The organism is Streptomyces sp. NPDC092370, assembly GCF_044755265.1.
Taxonomy (GTDB): Bacteria; Actinomycetota; Actinomycetes; order Streptomycetales; family Streptomycetaceae; genus Streptomyces.
The window spans coordinates 294,231-310,250 of record NZ_JBIVQO010000007.1 but is presented as its reverse complement, the minus strand read 5'-3'; the positions used below and the strand labels follow the sequence as shown (position 1 = coordinate 310,250).

Below are 16,020 nucleotides of genomic sequence, written 5' to 3'. Positions count from 1 at the left end.
GGCCGTTCAGCCCGCTGTGCGCGTCGACCGGAACTCGTGGACGTCGGCGGTGAGGGTGCCGTCGTGCTGCTCGTAGTGCGACAGGGCGAGGCCGAGGCCGAAGAAGGTGGGGGCCCATTCGCCCACGAAAATGCCCCAGCGGTCGGCACGGGCGAGGCCGGTACCCGGCTCCATCTTCAGGGAGCCGATCCAGGCGACGACGCTGAGGCCGATGGAGGCCATGCCGGCCATGTAGGCGTGCTCGCTGCGGACACCCATCTCGTGCATCTTCTTGATGATCATCAGCGACTCCGATCCGTGGAGGATTGCAGGAGACGGAGTGCCCGCGACAAGGGTCGATATTCATACCTTTTACACCTGATGTCCGACATGCCGGCGTGAGGCGAGCACGGGAGCGTCCCGCCTCACGGCCCGGACGCACTTTCGTCAGGCGCCGACGTAGACCGCCAGGTGCTCCCCGGTCAGCGTCGAGCGGGACTCGACGAGGTCGGCCGGGGTGCCCTCGTAGACGACCCGGCCGCCGTCGTGGCCCGCGCCGGGGCCCAGGTCGATGATCCAGTCGGCGTGTGCCATGACCGCCTGGTGGTGCTCGATCACGATGACCGACTTGCCGGAGTCGACCAGCCGGTCGAGCAGGCCCAGCAACTGCTCCACGTCCGCGAGATGGAGGCCGGTGGTCGGCTCGTCGAGGACGTACACGCCGCCCTTCTCGCCCATGTGCGTGGCCAGCTTGAGCCGCTGCCGCTCACCGCCGGACAGCGTGGTGAGCGGCTGGCCGAGTGTGAGGTAGCCGAGCCCCACGTCGGCGAGCCGCTCCAGGATCTTGTGAGCGGCCGGGGTGCGGGCCTCGCCGCTGCCGAAGAACTCCTCCGCCTCGGTCACCGGCATCGCCAGCACCTCGCTGATGTCTCGGCCGCCGAGGCGGTATACCAGCACCGACGCGTCGAACCGCCTCCCCTCACACTCCTCGCACGGCGTGGCGACGCTCTGCATGATCGCCAGGTCGGTGTAGATGACACCGGCCCCGTTGCAGGTGGGGCAGGCTCCCTCGGAGTTGGCGCTGAACAGGGCCGGCTTCACACCGTTGGCCTTGGCGAAGGCCTTGCGGATCGGGTCGGCCAGCCCGGTGTACGTCGCCGGGTTGCTGCGCCGGGAGCCGCGGATGGGTGTCTGGTCGATGGCCACCACGCCCTCGTCGGCCGGGATCGAGCCGTGCACGAGGGAGCTCTTGCCGGAGCCGGCGACGCCCGTGATGACGGCGAGCACGCCGAGCGGGATGTCGACGTCGACGTTTCGCAGGTTGTTCGCCGAGGCGCCCCGGATCTTCAGCGCGCCGGCCGGCTTGCGGACGGTCGCCTTGATCTTGGCCCGGTCGTCGAGGTGACGACCGGTGACGGTACCGCTCCCCCGCAGCCCTTCCAGCGTTCCCTCGAAGCAGACGGTGCCGCCCGCCGTGCCCGCGCCGGGGCCGAGGTCCACGACGTGGTCGGCGATGGCGATCGTCTCCGGCTTGTGCTCCACGACCAGCACCGTGTTGCCCTTGTCGCGCAGGCGCAGGAGCAGGTTGTTCATCCGCTGGATGTCATGGGGGTGCAGGCCGATGGACGGCTCGTCGAAGACGTAGGTGACGTCGGTGAGCGAGGAGCCGAGGTGGCGGATCATCTTGGTGCGCTGCGCCTCGCCACCGGAGAGCGTGCCCGACGCCCGGTCGAGCGAGAGGTAGCCGAGACCGATCTCGACGAACGAGTCGAGGGTGTGCTGGAGCTTGGCGAGCAACGGCGCCACCGATGGCTCCTCCAGCCCCCGCACCCACTCCGCCAGGTCGCGGATCTCCATCGCGCAGGCGTCGGCGATGTTGACCTTGCCGATCCTGGAGGAGCGGGCGAGCTCGCTGAGCCGGGTGCCGTCGCACTCGGGGCACCGGGTGAAGGTGACCGCCCGGTCCACGAAGGCGCGGATGTGCGGCTGCATCGACTCGCGGTCCTTGGAGAGGAAGGTCTTCTGGATCTTCGGGATCAGCCCCTCGTAGGTGAGGTTGACACCGTTGATCTTCACCTTGGTCGGCTCGCGGTACAGGAAGTCGTGCCGCTCCTTCTTGGTGTACTCGCGGATCGGCTTGTCCTTGTCGAAGAAGCCCGATTCGGCGATGACCCGCACCACCCATCCGCCGCCGGTGTAGGTGGGGATCGTGAACGGGTCCTCGGACAGCGACTTGGAGGCGTCGTAGAGCTGGGTGAGGTCGATGTCGGAGACCCTGCCCCGGCCCTCGCAGTGCGTGCACATACCGCCGGTGCGGCTGAAGGACACCTTCTCGGTCCTGGTCTTCTCGGCACCGCGGTCCACCGTGAGCCCGCCGCTCGCCGACACCGAGGCGGTGTTGAAGGAGAACGCGCCGGGCGGGCCGATGTGCGGCGTGCCGAGCCGGCTGAACAGGATCCGCAGCATCGCGTTGGCGTCGGTGGCGGTGCCCACGGTGGAGCGGGGATCGGAGCCCATGCGCTGCTGGTCGACGGCGATGGCGGTCGTGAGCCCGTCCAGCACGTCGACCTCGGGCCGGGCCAGGTTCGGCATGAACCCCTGCAGGAAGGCGCTGTAGGTCTCGTTGATGAGGCGCTGCGACTCCGCCGCGATCGTGTCGAACACCAGCGAGCTCTTGCCCGAGCCGGAGACGCCGGTGAACACCGTGAGCCGGCGCTTGGGGATCTCGATGCTGACGTCCCTGAGGTTGTTCTCGCGTGCGCCGTGCACGCGGATCACGTCATGGCTGTCGGCGACGTGCGGCCCTGCCGACCGTCCGTCCGTCGTCGTGGCCTTGCTCATGGTGTCTCCATCTGTCGGGCGGTGCCGGCGCTGGGACGATCTCGCTCCCCCGCGCCCGCCGGGGGCGCGGCGCGGGAGGCGGGAGCCGGCGGCGCCGCGTGGCCGTACGGGAATCCTGCGGGTGACGCGTCGTTCTGTGAGGGCGTGCCTCTACCGGTCCTTGACCTGCTGGATGCGGACCATGTTGCCCGCGGGATCGCGGAAGGCGCAGTCGCGCACTCCGTAGGGCTGGTCCACCGGCTCCTGGACCACCTCGGCGTCGCCCGCCTGCACCCGCTCGAAGGTGCCGTCGACATCGGTGGTGGCCAGCACGATGCCGGCGTAGGTGCCCTTGGCCATCATCTCGGTGATGGTGCGGCGCTCGTCCTCGGTGACACCGGGGTCGGCGGCCGGCGGGTGCAGCACGATGTTCGTGCCGGGCTGGCCGACGGGGCCGACCGTGATCCAGCGCATGCCCTCGTATCCGACGTCGTTCCTGACTTCGAAGCCGAGGGTGTCGCGGTAGAACGCCAGGGCGGCGTCCGGGTCGTCGTGCGGAAGGAAACTGGCGTGAATCCGAAGGTCCATGGCCCTCACGCTAGTTTCGGCCCGGGGCGGGCGCTTCTCGATTCCTGACCGGTCTGGTCACCTGCTTGGCCACGCACGACGGAATGCCCGCCGTCGCCCGGGCCGCCACGCGCCGGTATGCACTGGGCGGCATGCCCACCAGCTCGGTGAAACGGGTGCTGAAGGTGCCCAGCGACGCGCAGCCGACCTCGAAGCACACCTCGGTGACAGTGAGGTCGCCCCGGCGCAGCAGCGCCATGGCGCGCTCGATGCGCCGCGTCATGAGATAGCTGTACGGCGACTCGCCGTACGCCTGCCGGAACTCGCGGCTGAGGTGCCCCGCCGACATGTGCACGCCCCGGGCGAGCGCCTCGACGTCCAGAGGCTTCGCGTACTCCCGGTCGATCCGGTCCTTGACGCGGCGCAGTCGGGCGAGATCGCGCAGGTGCTGCGCCGAGGCGGGTCTGCTGCTCACACGCGCGATCGTGCCACATCACACGGACATGCGGTCGATTCCCGGGTATCCCGGATCGGCCGCTTTCCCGAGCTGCCGGGGGCGGACCAGGTGTGCCCCGGCGGGCCCGGCGGCATCCGGGGAGGGGGGAGCCGGCAGCCCCACGGTCGGCCCCGGCCGCGCGCCCGCCCTCCCCGTGAGCCCCGGCACCCTCCGCAGGCTGAACGTTCCTGCCGGATCGGCCGGGTCCCGGTCTCACACCCCTGCCGCCGCCGCGTCCGTCCGCTTCGCCAGGGCTGCCGCCGCCGCGCCCACCAGACCGGCGTCCGTGCCCGTCTGCGCCGGGGCCACGGTCAGGTGCCGGACGAAGGACAGGGTCGCGTAGGCGCTCAGGATCTTGCGCAGAGGGGCGAAGAGGACCTCACCCGCCTTGGCCACTCCCCCGCCGATCACGGCGATGTCGATCTCCACGAGGGTCGCGGTGGCGGCGATCCCGGCCGCCAGGGCCTGGGCGGCCCGCTCGAAGGAGGCGACGGCGACCGGGTCGCCGGAGCGTGCCGCGGCGGCCACCGCCGCGGCGGAGGTGTCCCCGTCGGGGCCGGGCCGCCAGCCCTTCTCCAGGGCGCGCCGGGCGATGTTGGGGCCGCTCGCGATGCGCTCCACGCAGCCGCGCGAGCCACAGGGGCAGGGATCGCCGTCGAGGTCCACGCTGATGTGGCCGATGTGCCCCGCGTTGCCGGTCGGCCCCGGGTACAGCCGGCCGCCGAGCACCAGGCCGCCGCCGACGCCCGTGGAGACGACCATGCACAGCGCGTTGTCGTGACCACGTGCGGCGCCCTGCCAGTGCTCGGCCGCCGTGATGGCCACACCGTCGCCGATCAGCTCGACGGGCAGGCCCCCGGCCGCGGCCCGGACCCGGGCGACGAGCGGGTAGTCGCGCCAGCCCGGCACGTTCACCGGGCTCACCGTGCCCGCGGAGGCGTCCACGGGCCCGGCGCTGCCGATGCCCACGGCCCCGGCCCGCACCCACAGCGGTGACACGGTGAGCTCGCCGAGCACCTCCTCCACGGCCCGCATGACGGTGTCGCCGTCCTCCCCGGCGGGCGTCGGCCTCTGGGCGCGGACATGGATGCGGCCGTGGCCGTCCACCAGGGCGCCGGCGATCTTGGTGCCGCCTATGTCGAGCGCGGCCACGAGGTCGGTGTGCATCAGAGTCGGATCTCCCCGTCGGGCATGAGAAAAACGCCGAGAAAGCCATCAAGCAGGGCAAGCAGCGGACCGGTCCCGCGACGCTGCGCGAGGCCGGAGATTGCGGTGGACAGTCTCCCCCGAGCCTGACAACGTTGTCCAGGCTCTATGCTCGACGCCACATCCTCATACAAACCCAGGATCGACGCACCCCGTGGACGACAGGACAGGACACCGCACCGTGCCCCAGACCCCCCTCCGATCCGCAACGCGCTACGGCACGCGGCCGACCATGAAGGACGTCGCGGCGCGCGCCGGAGTCGGCCTCAAGACGGTCTCCCGTGTCGTGAACGGGGAGCCGGGGGTCACCCCGGAGACGGAGCGGCGGGTCCAGGAGGCCATCGACGCCCTCGGCTTCCGCCGCAACGACAGCGCGCGGGTGCTGCGCAAGGGCCGCACGGCGAGCATCGGCCTGGTCCTGGAGGACCTCGCGGACCCGTTCTACGGGCCGCTGAGCCGCTCCGTCGAGGAGGTGGCCCGCGCGCACGGCGCCCTGCTGATCAACGGCTCCAGCGCGGAGGACCCCGAGCGGGAGCAGGAACTGGTGCTGGCCCTGTGCGCGCGGCGGGTGGACGGGCTGGTGGTGATCCCGGCCGGGGACGACCACCGGTATCTGGAACCCGAGCTCAAGGCCGGTGTCGCCACGGTGTTCGTGGACCGGCCGGCCGGTCATATCGACGCCGACGTGGTCCTGTCGGACAACTTCGGCGGCGCCCGCGACGGCGTCACCCATCTCATCGCGCACGGGCACCGCCGGATCGGCTTCATCGGCGACATGCCCCGCATCCACACCGCCGCCGAGCGGCTGCGCGGCTACCGGGCGGCCATGGAGGACGCGGGCATACCGGTGGCGGACTCCTGGATGTCACTCGGCGTCACTGACCCCGAGCGGGTGCGCAGGGCCGCCGAGCAGATGCTGACGGGCCCGGACCCGGTCACCGCGATCTTCGCGGGCAACAACCGGGTGACGGTCACCGTGGTCCGGGTGCTCGCCGAGCAGACCCGCCGCGTCGCCTTCGTCGGATTCGACGACATCGAGCTCGCCGACCTGCTCCAGCCGGGCGTCACGGTTGTCGCCCAGGACGCCTCGGACATCGGCCGCACCGCCGCGGAGCGCCTCTTCCGGCAACTGGACGGCACCCTCGTCACCCCCGAGCGCATCGAGCTGCCGACGCGGCTGATCACCCGCGGCTCGGGCGAGATCCCACCGGCGGACTGAGCCTGCCGATGGACGACGCCACCGATCACACACTGCGGGCCCTGGGCCTGGCCGAGGCGCCGCGCGCGCATCCCCTGCTGTACCCGGGCGCGTGGCCGGCGGATTCCGGGCTCCTCGACGGGGACCGCTTCCTGCCGCCGGAGCGGCTGGTGTACGAGGACCGCACCCCGGTCATCGCCATCGGCTCCAACGGCTGCCCAGGCCAGCTGCGGCACAAGATGGGGGAGTTCGGGATCCGTTCGCCCCTGCCGATGACGAAGGCCCGGGTGACGGGTGTCGACGCCGGCGTCTCGGCGCATGTGAGCCGCATGGGATACGTGTCGGCCTCGCCGGTCGGCGCCCCGGACACGGTGCGGGAGCTGTTCGTCCTGTGGCTCGACGCCGAGCAGCTCGCCGTGATCGACGCGAGCGAGGGCGCGCCGGTGCCGGGCGGCAACTTCGACCGGGCCTGGCTGCCGTCGCCCGACGTGCGGATCGACCTCGCCGACGGCACCCGGCTGCCCGGCGCCCACGCCTACGTCAACCGGCACGGCGTCCTCCACGACGGCATGGGCACCCCTCGCCCGCACCCCGGTGAGCGGGAGCTGCTGACCGAGCTGCTCGTGTGCCTGCCGCGCCTGCGGGAGCTGTTCGGCGTCGTACCCGAGGAGTTCTGCGCGCGGGCCCGCGGAGACCGGCGGCTGTGCGAGCGGGGCACGCGGCTGTTCATCGAGGAGAAGCTGGTGACGGCCTCCGGTCTCGAGCGGTATGTGGCCGCCTCGGCGCGGGGTCAGCAGAGCGGCAGCCCGGGGACCGGCGCGTCGTTGTCGCCGCCCTTGATGTAGACGTCGCTGACCCAGACGTTCGTGTTGCCGCTGTCGTCGTCGGTCTTCGCCCACCAGACGTTGGTCCACTCCCCGGACGTCTCGCGGCGGCCCAGGTTCTGCTGGCAGTAGAAGTAGTTGGTGCCCGCGTTGAGGGTGCCGACCTTGGTGCCGGAGGCGGTGTGGGAGTCGGCGGTCTTCCAGACCTGGCAGTTGTACTTGCCGCCGCCGATGGCGTGGCAGACCGGGGCCGGGGTGGCCGAGCCGCCGCCTGTCGCAGAGCCGTCTGCGGAACCACCACCGGTGGTGGTTCCAGTGGTGCCGCCGTCCGACGTCCCTCCGCTCGTTCCGCCCGTGCTGCCGCCGCCCGAGGACGTGGCGGGGCCCGACGGGGTCGCCTTGCCGGTGGACCGGGGGCTCTTGTCGTCCGCGGGCTTCTCGGACGGCGCCTTGCCCTTCTCGTCCCCCTGCCGCGTGGGCTTCGGGGCGTTCGAGCCGTCCTCCGCGCCGCCGGACCCGCCGGAGGCCCCGGCCTGCGCGGGGGCGGCGTCGCTGCGGCCGTCGGTCCCCTTGTCGCCGGAGTCGCTCATCAGGGCGGCCGTCGTACCGGCGGCAGCGAGGACGACGGTGACGGCCGCGGCGGCGAGCAGGACACGGGTCCTGCGGCGGGGCGCGGCACGGTCGGCGTTCATCGGGCCGGTGGGGGCCGTGCCTGCGGGCTCGGCCGGACCGAAGCCCCGGGGGCCGGTTCCCGAGCCGTGCGCGCCCGGGTCTGCCGGCGCGGGGTGACCGGGAGTCGAGCCCTGCGCACCGGAGTCCGGGCCCTGTGGACCGGACCCTCCCGGCGCCGGGTGGCCGGGGCCGCCGTAGCCGGCCGCCCCGAACGCGCCCGCCGTACCGAAGCCCGGTGTGTTCGCGCCCTGGTGGGGCCCGGCGGCGCCGGCCTGCGGCGGGCCGAACCCCGGCGGTACCGACGGGAGGCTGCGTTCCGTCTCCGGCCGCGGAGGCGCGGCCGCGGCGCCCCGCAAGGCAGCGGTCGGCGCCTGTGTGCCGTCCGAGTCCGCGATCGCCTGGAGCATGTCGCGGGCCTGGTCGGCCTCCGGGCGGGAATCGGGGCGCTTGTCCATCAGCCGCTGCAGCACGGGCTCGAGGGGGCCGGCGCGACGGGCCTCGGGCAGCGGCTCGGTGACGATCGCGGTGAGCGTGGAGAACGTGGACGTACGGCGGAAAGGCGAGGCGCCCTCGACGGCCGCGTACAGCGTGGCCCCGAGGGCCCAGACGTCGGAGGCCGGGCCCGGGTCGGCGCCCTGGGCACGCTCGGGGGCCAGGTAGTCGAGGGATCCGACGAGTTCGCCGCTGCGCGTGAGGTGTGTGGCGGAACCGTCTCCGGGATCCTCCATCGTGGCGATGCCGAAGTCGGTGAGGACGACCCGGCCCGAGCGGTCGAGCAGGATGTTGCCCGGCTTGACGTCCCGGTGCAGGACGCCCGCGCGGTGGGCGGCGGCCAGCGCGTCCATGACCTTCGCACCGATCCCGGCGGCCTTCCCCGGGTCCAGCGTGCCGTGCTCGCGCAGGACGTCGTCCAGGGACGGCCCGTCGACCAGTTCCATGACGATGATCGGGCGGCCGTCGACCTCGGCGATGTCGTGCACGGCGATGACGCCGGGGTGGCGCACCCGGGCCGCCGCACGCGCCTCGCGCTGCATCCGCAGTTGCAGACCGGCCAGTTCCGGACCGGCCGCGTCGGTGTAGGTGCGCAGCTCCTTGACCGCGACCTCACGGCCGAGGACCTCGTCGACGGCCTTCCAGACGAGGCCCATGCCGCCGCGTCCCAGCGCCGCCGTGACGCGATAACGGCCTGCCAGCAGCCGCCCGATCCCGTCCGTCCGCCCGTGCTCCCCCGTCGACACCCCTGCCCCGTTCCTGTGACCCACCGGATGCGCTGACACCGTCAGTACGTGGCGTACAGACTACGGGGCGGGGGTGACCGCGCCAGCCGCCGGTGACGGCTGTGACAGGGCCGGTACGTGCCGGCTCAGCCGTCCGGAGGGAGGCCGTCAGGCGGACACCGTCAGGTCCCCGCGCCGGGGCACCGCGAAGCTCTCCAGGTCCGCCCGGGTCAGGCCGGCCAGCCGGGCGACCTCGCCGATGTCCAGGGCGCCGCAGTCCAGGCCGCGCAGCAGGTAGCCGGCGAGTGCCTTGGCGGTGGCGGGCTCGTCCATGACGTCGCCGCCGGTGCGGTTGGCGTAGCGGGACAGGCGGGCGGCGGCCTGCTCGTAGCCCTCACGGTAGAAGGCGAAGACCGCCGCGTAGCGGATGGGGATGTGGCCGGGGTGCATGTCCCAGCCCTGGTAGTAGGCGCGGGCCAGGGCGCGGCGGGTGAGGCCGTAGTGCAGGCGCCAGGCGTCGTGGACCTTGGCGGTCGGGCCGACCGGCAGGACGTTCGTCGAGCCGTCCGAGACGCGTACGCCCGTACCGGCGGCGGCGACCTGCATGACGGCCTTGGCGTGGTCCGCGGCGGGGTGGTCACTGGCCTGGTGGGCGGCGGAGACGCCGAGGCAGGCGCTGTAGTCGAAGGTCCCGTAGTGCAGGCCGGTGGCGCGGCCCTCGGCGGCCTGGATCATGCGGGCGACGGTGGCGGTGCCGTCGGCCGCGAGGATGGACTGGCTGGTCTCGATCTGGATCTCGAAGCCGATCCGGCCCGGTTCGAGGCCGTGCGCCTTCTCGAAGGCGTCCAGCAGCCGCGCCATGGCGGTGACCTGCTCGGCGTAGGTCACCTTCGGCAGGGTGAGCACCAGCCCGCCGGGCAGGCCGCCGGCCTCCATCAGGCCGGTGAGGAAGATGTCGAGGGTGCGGATGCCCCGGGCGCGTACGGGCGCTTCCATGCACTTCATGCGGATGCCCATGTAGGGGGCGGCGGTGCCGTTCTCGTAGGCCTCGGCGACGAGACGCGCGGCGCGGGCTGCGGCTTCGTCCTCCTCGGCGTCGGGCCGGTTGCCGTAGCCGTCCTCGAAGTCGACGCGCAGGTCCTCGATCGGCTCGCGTTCCAGCTTGGCGCGCACGCGCGCGTGGACCGGCTCGGCGAGTTCGTCGGCGAGACCGAGGACGGCGGCGAAGGCCTCGGCGTCCGGGGCGTGCTCGTCGAGGGCGGCGAGCGCCCGGTCGCCCCAGGTGCGGACGGTGTCGGCGGCGAAGACGTCGCCGGGTACGTAGACCGTGTGGACGGGCTGGCGGGTGCCGGGGTCTCCGGGATAGCGGCGCTCCAGCTCGGCGTCGACCGGCGCGAGGGAGGCGCTGATCTCCTCGCTGACGGCGCCCGCGAGGCTCGTCGCCACCTTCTCCTGCCGGCCCTGACCCATTCCGAGACCCTCCTGTTTCCGTTGTGCGGAATCAACAATCCGTAGAGCGAAGTTATCGGCCGCCCTTCGGCCTGGTCAACACCGTCTCGAAGGCGGATTCCCCATCCTTCACCCACGGTCGCCGCCGACCCACGCTCATCTTCCGTATTCAGAAGGCAAGCTTCATCCTGACGTGCAAGGGGAGGGAGACCACGTGCCGAACGAGGTCGGAGTGACGCGCCGCCATGGGCTCAAGGCAGTGGCGGCGGCCGCCGTCTCAGGACCGCTGCTCACCACTGCGGGTCCCGCACAACCCGCTTCCACCGGCGGGCACCCGGGCGCCCTGAACGTCATGACGTTCAACGTGCGCTTCGCGACCGTCGTCGACCAGACACCGCGCTGGGCCGTGCGCCGACCGGTGATGCGAGAACTGCTGCGCCGCGAGCGACCGCACCTCCTCGGCATCCAGGAAGGGCTCTACCGGCAAGTGCGCGACATCGAGAAGGATCTCGGCGGGCACTACGACTGGATCGGCACCGGACGCGGGGGAGGCAGCAAGGACGAATTCATGGCGGTCTTCTACGACACGCGCAGACTCGACCCGATCGAATTCGATCACTTCTGGCTGTCCGACACCCCCTACACGATCGCCTCGAACACGTGGGGCGCCGACTGGCTGCGCATGGTGACCTGGGTCCGTTTCGCGGATCTCGCCGACGGGAGACGGGAGTTCTACGTCCTCAACACACACCTGGACAGTGTCAGCCAGTACGCCCGGGAGCGCTCGGCAGGGCTCATCGCCAAGACGATCGCCGGGTGGGACCAATCGATACCGGTCGTCGTCACCGGCGACTTCAACGCGGCCGCCCACGACAACCGGGTGCACGACCTGATGCTGGACATCGGACTGGTGGACGCCTGGGACGCAGCCGCCTCGCGGAGTCCGGCGTACGGCACGCACCACGGCTACCGGGCGCTCAAGCCCGGCGGGCGGCGCATCGACTGGATTCTCACCACCCCCGGGGTGACCACGCACTGGGCCGGGATGAACACCTTCAGCAGGGACGGGACGTATCCGAGCGACCACCTGCCGGTGCAGGCCTCGATGACCCTGGGATGAGAAGAGGCCCCCGTGGCCGTTCGCACGGTCACGGGGGCCTTCCACAGCCGGGGCCGATCAGCCCTTGCGGGTCTTGATCTCCTCGGTCAGGGCCGGAACGACGTCGAAGAGGTCGCCGACGACGCCGTAGTCGACGAGGTCGAAGATCGGGGCCTCGGCGTCCTTGTTGATCGCCACGATCGTCTTCGAGGTCTGCATACCGGCACGGTGCTGGATCGCGCCGGAGATGCCGTTGGCGATGTACAGCTGCGGCGAGACGGACTTGCCGGTCTGGCCGACCTGGTTGGTGTGCGGGTACCAGCCGGCGTCCACCGCGGCACGCGAGGCGCCCACGGCCGCGCCGAGGGAGTCGGCGAGGGCCTCGATGATTGCGAAGTTCTCCGCGCCGTTGACGCCACGGCCACCGGAGACCACGATCGCGGCCTCGGTCAGCTCCGGACGGCCCGTCGACTCACGCGGCGTACGGCCGGTGACCTTCGTACCCGTCGCCTGCGCGGAGAAGGACACGTTCAGGGCCTCGACGCTGCCTGCGGCCGGGGCGGCCTCCACCGCGGCCGAGTTGGGCTTGACCGTGATGACCGGGGTGCCCTTGGAGACACGGGACTTGGTGGTGAACGAGGCGGCGAACACCGACTGCGTGGCCACCGGGCCCTCGTCACCGGCCTCCAGGTCGACGGCGTCGGTGATGATGCCCGAGCCCAGGCGCAGCGCCAGACGGGCGGCGATCTCCTTGCCCTCGGCGGAGGACGGGACCAGCACGGCGGCCGGGGAGACGGCCTCGACCGCGGCCTGCAGGGCGTCGACCTTCGGTACGACCAGGTAGTCGGCGTACTCGGCGGCCTCGTGCGTGAGGACCTTGACCGCGCCGTGCTCGGCGAGCGCGGCGGCGGTGTCACCGGCGCCGCCTCCCAGCGCGACGGCGACCGGCTCGCCGATGCGGCGGGCCAGGGTCAGCAGCTCCAGGGTGGGCTTGCGGACGGCGCCGTCCACGTGGTCGACGTAGACGAGAACTTCAGCCATGGGACTTCTTCTCTCCTGCTTGCGAAAGTTGAGGGACGGACGGCGACTGCGGGGCCTAGATGAACTTCTGGCCCGCGAGGAACTCAGCGAGCTGCTTGCCGCCCTCGCCCTCGTCCTTGACGATCGTGCCCGCGGTGCGGGCCGGGCGCTCGGCCGCGTTGTCGACCGTGGTGTAGGCGCCCTCCAGGCCGACCTCCTCGGCCTCGATGTCGAGGTCGGACAGGTCCCAGGACTGAACCGGCTTCTTCTTGGCCGCCATGATGCCCTTGAAGGACGGGTAACGGGCCTCGCCCGACTGGTCGGTCACGGACACGACCGCCGGGAGGGAGGCCTCGAGGTTCTCGGAAGCGGCGTCGCCGTCGCGGCGGCCCCTGACCGTGCCGTCCTCGACGGAGACCTCGGAGAGCAGGGTCACCTGCGGGACGCCCAGGCGCTCGGCGAGCAGCGCGGGCACGACGCCCATGGTGCCGTCGGTGGACGCCATGCCGGAGATGACCAGGTCGTAACCGGCCTTCTCGATGGCCTTGGCCAGGACCAGGGAGGTGCCGATGGCGTCGGTGCCGTGGATGTCGTCGTCCTCGACGTGGATCGCCTTGTCGGCGCCCATGGACAGCGCCTTGCGCAGGGCGTCCTTGGCGTCCTCGGGGCCCACCGTGAGGACGGTGATCTCCACGTCGTCGTCGGAGTTCTCGGAGATCTGCAGCGCCTGCTCGACCGCGTACTCGTCGAGTTCGGAGAGCAGACCGTCCACGTCGTCCCGGTCGACGGTCAGGTCATCGGCGAAGTGCCGGTCGCCAGTGGCGTCGGGCACGTACTTCACAGTGACAACGATCCTCAAGCTCACGCCGGCTCTCCTACTGCATCGTCATTTCCATGCTGCCTACTTGCAGGCAGCATAGGCGCCTCTAGCGTCCGTTCCCGGTCGGGGCGACCCACGCCCCGAGCGAAATATTACTCGTCAGTACACCCAGTTCGTTCCCGCTAAGCAAGCGCTTTGAACTGTGACCTTCGCAACGCAGCGTAACCGGAACTCGACGGTCACGCAGCCCGGGGGAACCCCGGACTCAGTCGCGCAGACGCTGGAAACGCCCCTGGTGGTAGAGGAGGGGGCGGCCGGTGCCCGAGGGGTCGCCCTGCACGACCTCGGCGAGCACGATCCGGTGGTCCCCGGCGGGCACGCGCGCGACGACGCGGCCCACCAGCCAGGCGAGCACGCCGTCGAGGACGGGGACGCCCTCGGGCCCCTCCCCCCAGGCGGTGGGCGGGGCGAAGCGGTCGGCTCCGCTGCGGGCGAACGTGGCGGCCAGCTCCTGCTGGTGCTCGCCGAGGATGTGGACACCGACGTGGTCCGCCGTCGCGATCGCGGGCCAGCTGGAGGCGCCGGTGCCGACACCGAAGGACAGCAGGGGCGGCTCGGCCGAGACGGACGTCAGGGAGGTGGCGGTGAAGCCCACCGGGCCCGCCTCGCCACGGGCGGTGATGACGGCGACTCCCGCCGCGTGCCGGCGGAAGACGGAGCGCAGGAGGTCGGGCGTGGCGAGAAGGTCCGCAGGCATGGGGGCAGGCTGACGATAAATGGCAGGCGCAGTCAAGTTAGTTCCCTGATGTGGGAGATGACTCACTGGCGGGGTCACAGCCGTCACACCGCCTCTCCCAGCGCGGCGATCACATCGGCCTTGCGCGGCTGCCCCGTGGCCCGCCGCACCACACGCCCGTCGGCGTCGAGGACCAGCACGGTCGGGGTCTTGAGGATGTCCAGCCGCCGCACGAGGTCCAGGTGGGCCTCGGCGTCGATCTCGACGTGGGTCACCCCCGGCACCACTGCGGCGACCTCGCCGAGGACCCGCCGGGTCGCCCGGCAGGGCGCGCAGAACGCGCTGGAGAACTGCACGAGCGTGGCCCGCTCGCCGAGCCGCGCGCCCAGCTCCGCAGCATCGAGCCGGTTGCCCTCGTCCCGCCCACGCACGCGCACTCTCCCGCTCCGCCGCCGTTGCAGCACTCCGCAGGCGCTCGCCGCCGCGAGCACCACCAGTCCGGTCATCATCAGCTGCAAGCGTTCACGAGATCGCAAAGATTCCCGCCCCCGCTACGCGGCCGCACTGCGGAATGCTTTCCTCGCCTGCACATCGAGGCGAGAGGGCGTTTCGGCGCGGCCGTCACGGCCGCCGTCCTGGCGGTCGTGCCGGTCACGGGAAGCGTCTGGCTGCCGGCCTGACAGACCCTTCCTGCTGGGCGCGGCGGGCGGAGTGAGCCGCTCCCCCTACGGCCCGCAGTTCCGCAGGGCCGTCCGGCCGCGGCTCGGACCGCCGACGCAGCACGAGGCCTCCGAACCGCCGCGTTTCGTCCTGGCGGTGGGTCTGCTGTTCGCCGGACTCGGGCTCGTGGGCTACCCCCTGGGACCCGGCTGACCGGGTGTCGCGGCGAGCGGCGCGGCGCTCGCCGCCGCCTTCCTCGATGCGGCGTTCGGGTACTGCCCGGGCTGCGAGTTGTACCTGCTCGTGCGGCGGATGACGGCCCGCGCGGAGTAATGGGGGTGCAAAAGCACGAGGTGGGACCGGCGGGCGACGTGACGAGAATCTCGCGGCCCACGGGCACGAGGACTGGCTACCCGGCCGTTCTTGGGGCACCATCTGCGACAAGCCGTAAACCTACGGCTGCGTAACTTCCACTGGGAATCCCTTCCCAGGCAGAGCAGGAGGGGTCCGACCCGCCCATGGCAGAGCTCGTCTACCGTCCCGTCGTCGGTTTCGCCCGCACCCTGTTCAAGGTGTGGGACCTCCAGATCGACCTCCAGGGTTCGGAGAACATCCCGCGCTCGGGCGGCGCCGTGCTGGTGAGCAATCACATCAGCTACCTGGACTTCGTCTTCGACGGCCTGGCGGCGCTGCCGCAGAAGCGCCTCGTGCGCTTCATGGCGAAGGAGTCCGTCTTCCGGCACAAGATCTCCGGGCCGCTGATGCGCGGGATGAAGCACATTCCGGTGGACCGCAAGCAGGGCGAGGCGGCCTACGCACACGCCCTGGACTCGCTGCGGTCGGGTGAGATCATCGGGGTCTTCCCCGAGGCGACCATCTCGCAGTCGTTCACGCTGAAGAGCTTCAAGTCGGGCGCCGCGCGCCTGGCCCAGGAGGCCGGGGTCCCGCTGATCCCGATGGCGGTGTGGGGCACGCAGCGGCTGTGGACCAAGGGCCGGCCGCGCAACTTCAAGCGCAGCCACATCCCCATCACGATCCGGGTGGGCGAGGCGATCGAGGCCTCCCGTGACAAGTACGCGGGCGCCATCACGCGGCAGCTGCGCGAGCGGGTCCAGGAACTCCTCGAAGCCGCCCAGCGCGCCTACCCCGTCCGCCCGAAGGGCCCGGACGACACCTGGTGGATGCCGGCCCACCTCGGAGGCACGGCCCCCACGCCGGAGCAGGTGCGCGAGGCCGAGGCGCACTGACGCCCGGCCG

Annotated in this window: 15 protein-coding genes and 1 pseudogene; 5 read left to right on the top strand and 11 right to left on the bottom strand. The window is 71.8% G+C overall.

The window, feature by feature from the left end; translation table 11 throughout:
- Positions 1 to 6: 6 nt before the first annotated feature.
- From ACIQHQ_RS22850 to ACIQHQ_RS22830, 5 genes are all read right to left on the bottom strand, one after another.
- Positions 7 to 282, bottom strand: a complete 276-nt coding sequence (locus ACIQHQ_RS22850) for a hypothetical protein (RefSeq protein ID WP_402614191.1) — start codon at positions 280 to 282, stop codon at positions 7 to 9.
- A gap of 144 nt (positions 283 to 426) precedes the next feature.
- The gene (locus ACIQHQ_RS22845) at positions 427 to 2,820 is read right to left on the bottom strand and encodes an ATP-binding cassette domain-containing protein (protein ID WP_402614188.1); all 2,394 of its coding nucleotides are present in this window, start codon (positions 2,818 to 2,820) and stop codon (positions 427 to 429) included.
- Positions 2,821 to 2,970: 150 nt separating this feature from the next.
- Entirely contained in the window at positions 2,971 to 3,387 is a 417-nt protein-coding gene (locus ACIQHQ_RS22840; protein WP_402614185.1) for a VOC family protein, read from the bottom strand.
- A gap of 10 nt (positions 3,388 to 3,397) precedes the next feature.
- Entirely contained in the window at positions 3,398 to 3,841 is a 444-nt protein-coding gene (locus tag ACIQHQ_RS22835) for a helix-turn-helix transcriptional regulator (RefSeq protein WP_402614182.1), read from the bottom strand.
- 234 nt (positions 3,842 to 4,075) lie between these two features.
- Complete coding sequence (locus ACIQHQ_RS22830; RefSeq protein ID WP_402614179.1) at positions 4,076 to 5,029, bottom strand: ROK family protein; 954 nt, start codon at positions 5,027 to 5,029, stop codon at positions 4,076 to 4,078.
- 271 nt (positions 5,030 to 5,300) lie between these two features.
- Between ACIQHQ_RS22830 and ACIQHQ_RS22825 the strand changes: the two genes are divergently transcribed.
- Both ACIQHQ_RS22825 and ACIQHQ_RS22820 read left to right on the top strand, forming a co-directional pair.
- Positions 5,301 to 6,287, top strand: a complete 987-nt coding sequence (locus ACIQHQ_RS22825; protein WP_402614175.1) for a LacI family DNA-binding transcriptional regulator — start codon at positions 5,301 to 5,303, stop codon at positions 6,285 to 6,287.
- A gap of 8 nt (positions 6,288 to 6,295) precedes the next feature.
- Positions 6,296 to 7,111, top strand: coding sequence for a hypothetical protein (locus ACIQHQ_RS22820; RefSeq protein WP_402614172.1), 816 nt, complete (start codon positions 6,296 to 6,298; stop codon positions 7,109 to 7,111).
- Here ACIQHQ_RS22820 and ACIQHQ_RS22815 read toward each other — a convergent pair.
- Positions 7,057 to 9,000: a serine/threonine-protein kinase gene (locus ACIQHQ_RS22815; protein ID WP_402614169.1), complete on the bottom strand. Its 1,944-nt coding sequence runs from the start codon at positions 8,998 to 9,000 to the stop codon at positions 7,057 to 7,059. The genes ACIQHQ_RS22820 and ACIQHQ_RS22815 overlap by 55 nt on opposite strands.
- Before the next feature lie 147 nt (positions 9,001 to 9,147).
- Positions 9,148 to 10,449, bottom strand: coding sequence for a DUF6986 family protein (locus ACIQHQ_RS22810; protein ID WP_402614166.1), 1,302 nt, complete (start codon positions 10,447 to 10,449; stop codon positions 9,148 to 9,150).
- Positions 10,450 to 10,642: 193 nt separating this feature from the next.
- Here ACIQHQ_RS22810 and ACIQHQ_RS22805 point away from each other — a divergent pair, with 193 nt between their 5' ends.
- Positions 10,643 to 11,548 (top strand): endonuclease/exonuclease/phosphatase family protein, encoded by a 906-nt coding sequence (locus ACIQHQ_RS22805; protein WP_402614163.1) that lies wholly within the window; start codon positions 10,643 to 10,645, stop codon positions 11,546 to 11,548.
- Positions 11,549 to 11,605: 57 nt separating this feature from the next.
- Here the strand turns inward: ACIQHQ_RS22805 and ACIQHQ_RS22800 are convergent, their stop codons facing one another.
- The 4 genes from ACIQHQ_RS22800 to ACIQHQ_RS22785 form a co-directional block, all read right to left on the bottom strand.
- Positions 11,606 to 12,568, bottom strand: a complete 963-nt coding sequence (locus ACIQHQ_RS22800) for an electron transfer flavoprotein subunit alpha/FixB family protein (RefSeq protein WP_402614160.1) — start codon at positions 12,566 to 12,568, stop codon at positions 11,606 to 11,608.
- Between the two features lie 55 nt (positions 12,569 to 12,623).
- Positions 12,624 to 13,412, bottom strand: a complete 789-nt coding sequence (locus tag ACIQHQ_RS22795) for an electron transfer flavoprotein subunit beta/FixA family protein (protein WP_402614157.1) — start codon at positions 13,410 to 13,412, stop codon at positions 12,624 to 12,626.
- Positions 13,413 to 13,632: 220 nt separating this feature from the next.
- Entirely contained in the window at positions 13,633 to 14,124 is a 492-nt protein-coding gene (locus ACIQHQ_RS22790) for a flavin reductase family protein (protein WP_402614154.1), read from the bottom strand.
- Between the two features lie 83 nt (positions 14,125 to 14,207).
- Entirely contained in the window at positions 14,208 to 14,609 is a 402-nt protein-coding gene (locus ACIQHQ_RS22785) for a thioredoxin family protein (protein WP_402614539.1), read from the bottom strand.
- Between the two features lie 78 nt (positions 14,610 to 14,687).
- Between ACIQHQ_RS22785 and ACIQHQ_RS22780 the strand changes: the two are divergent.
- Both ACIQHQ_RS22780 and ACIQHQ_RS22775 read left to right on the top strand, forming a co-directional pair.
- Positions 14,688 to 15,096 (top strand): annotated as a pseudogene (locus tag ACIQHQ_RS22780) (DUF4395 family protein).
- Positions 15,097 to 15,281: 185 nt separating this feature from the next.
- Positions 15,282 to 16,010 (top strand): lysophospholipid acyltransferase family protein, encoded by a 729-nt coding sequence (locus tag ACIQHQ_RS22775; protein ID WP_402614151.1) that lies wholly within the window; start codon positions 15,282 to 15,284, stop codon positions 16,008 to 16,010.
- Positions 16,011 to 16,020 lie beyond the last annotated feature (10 nt).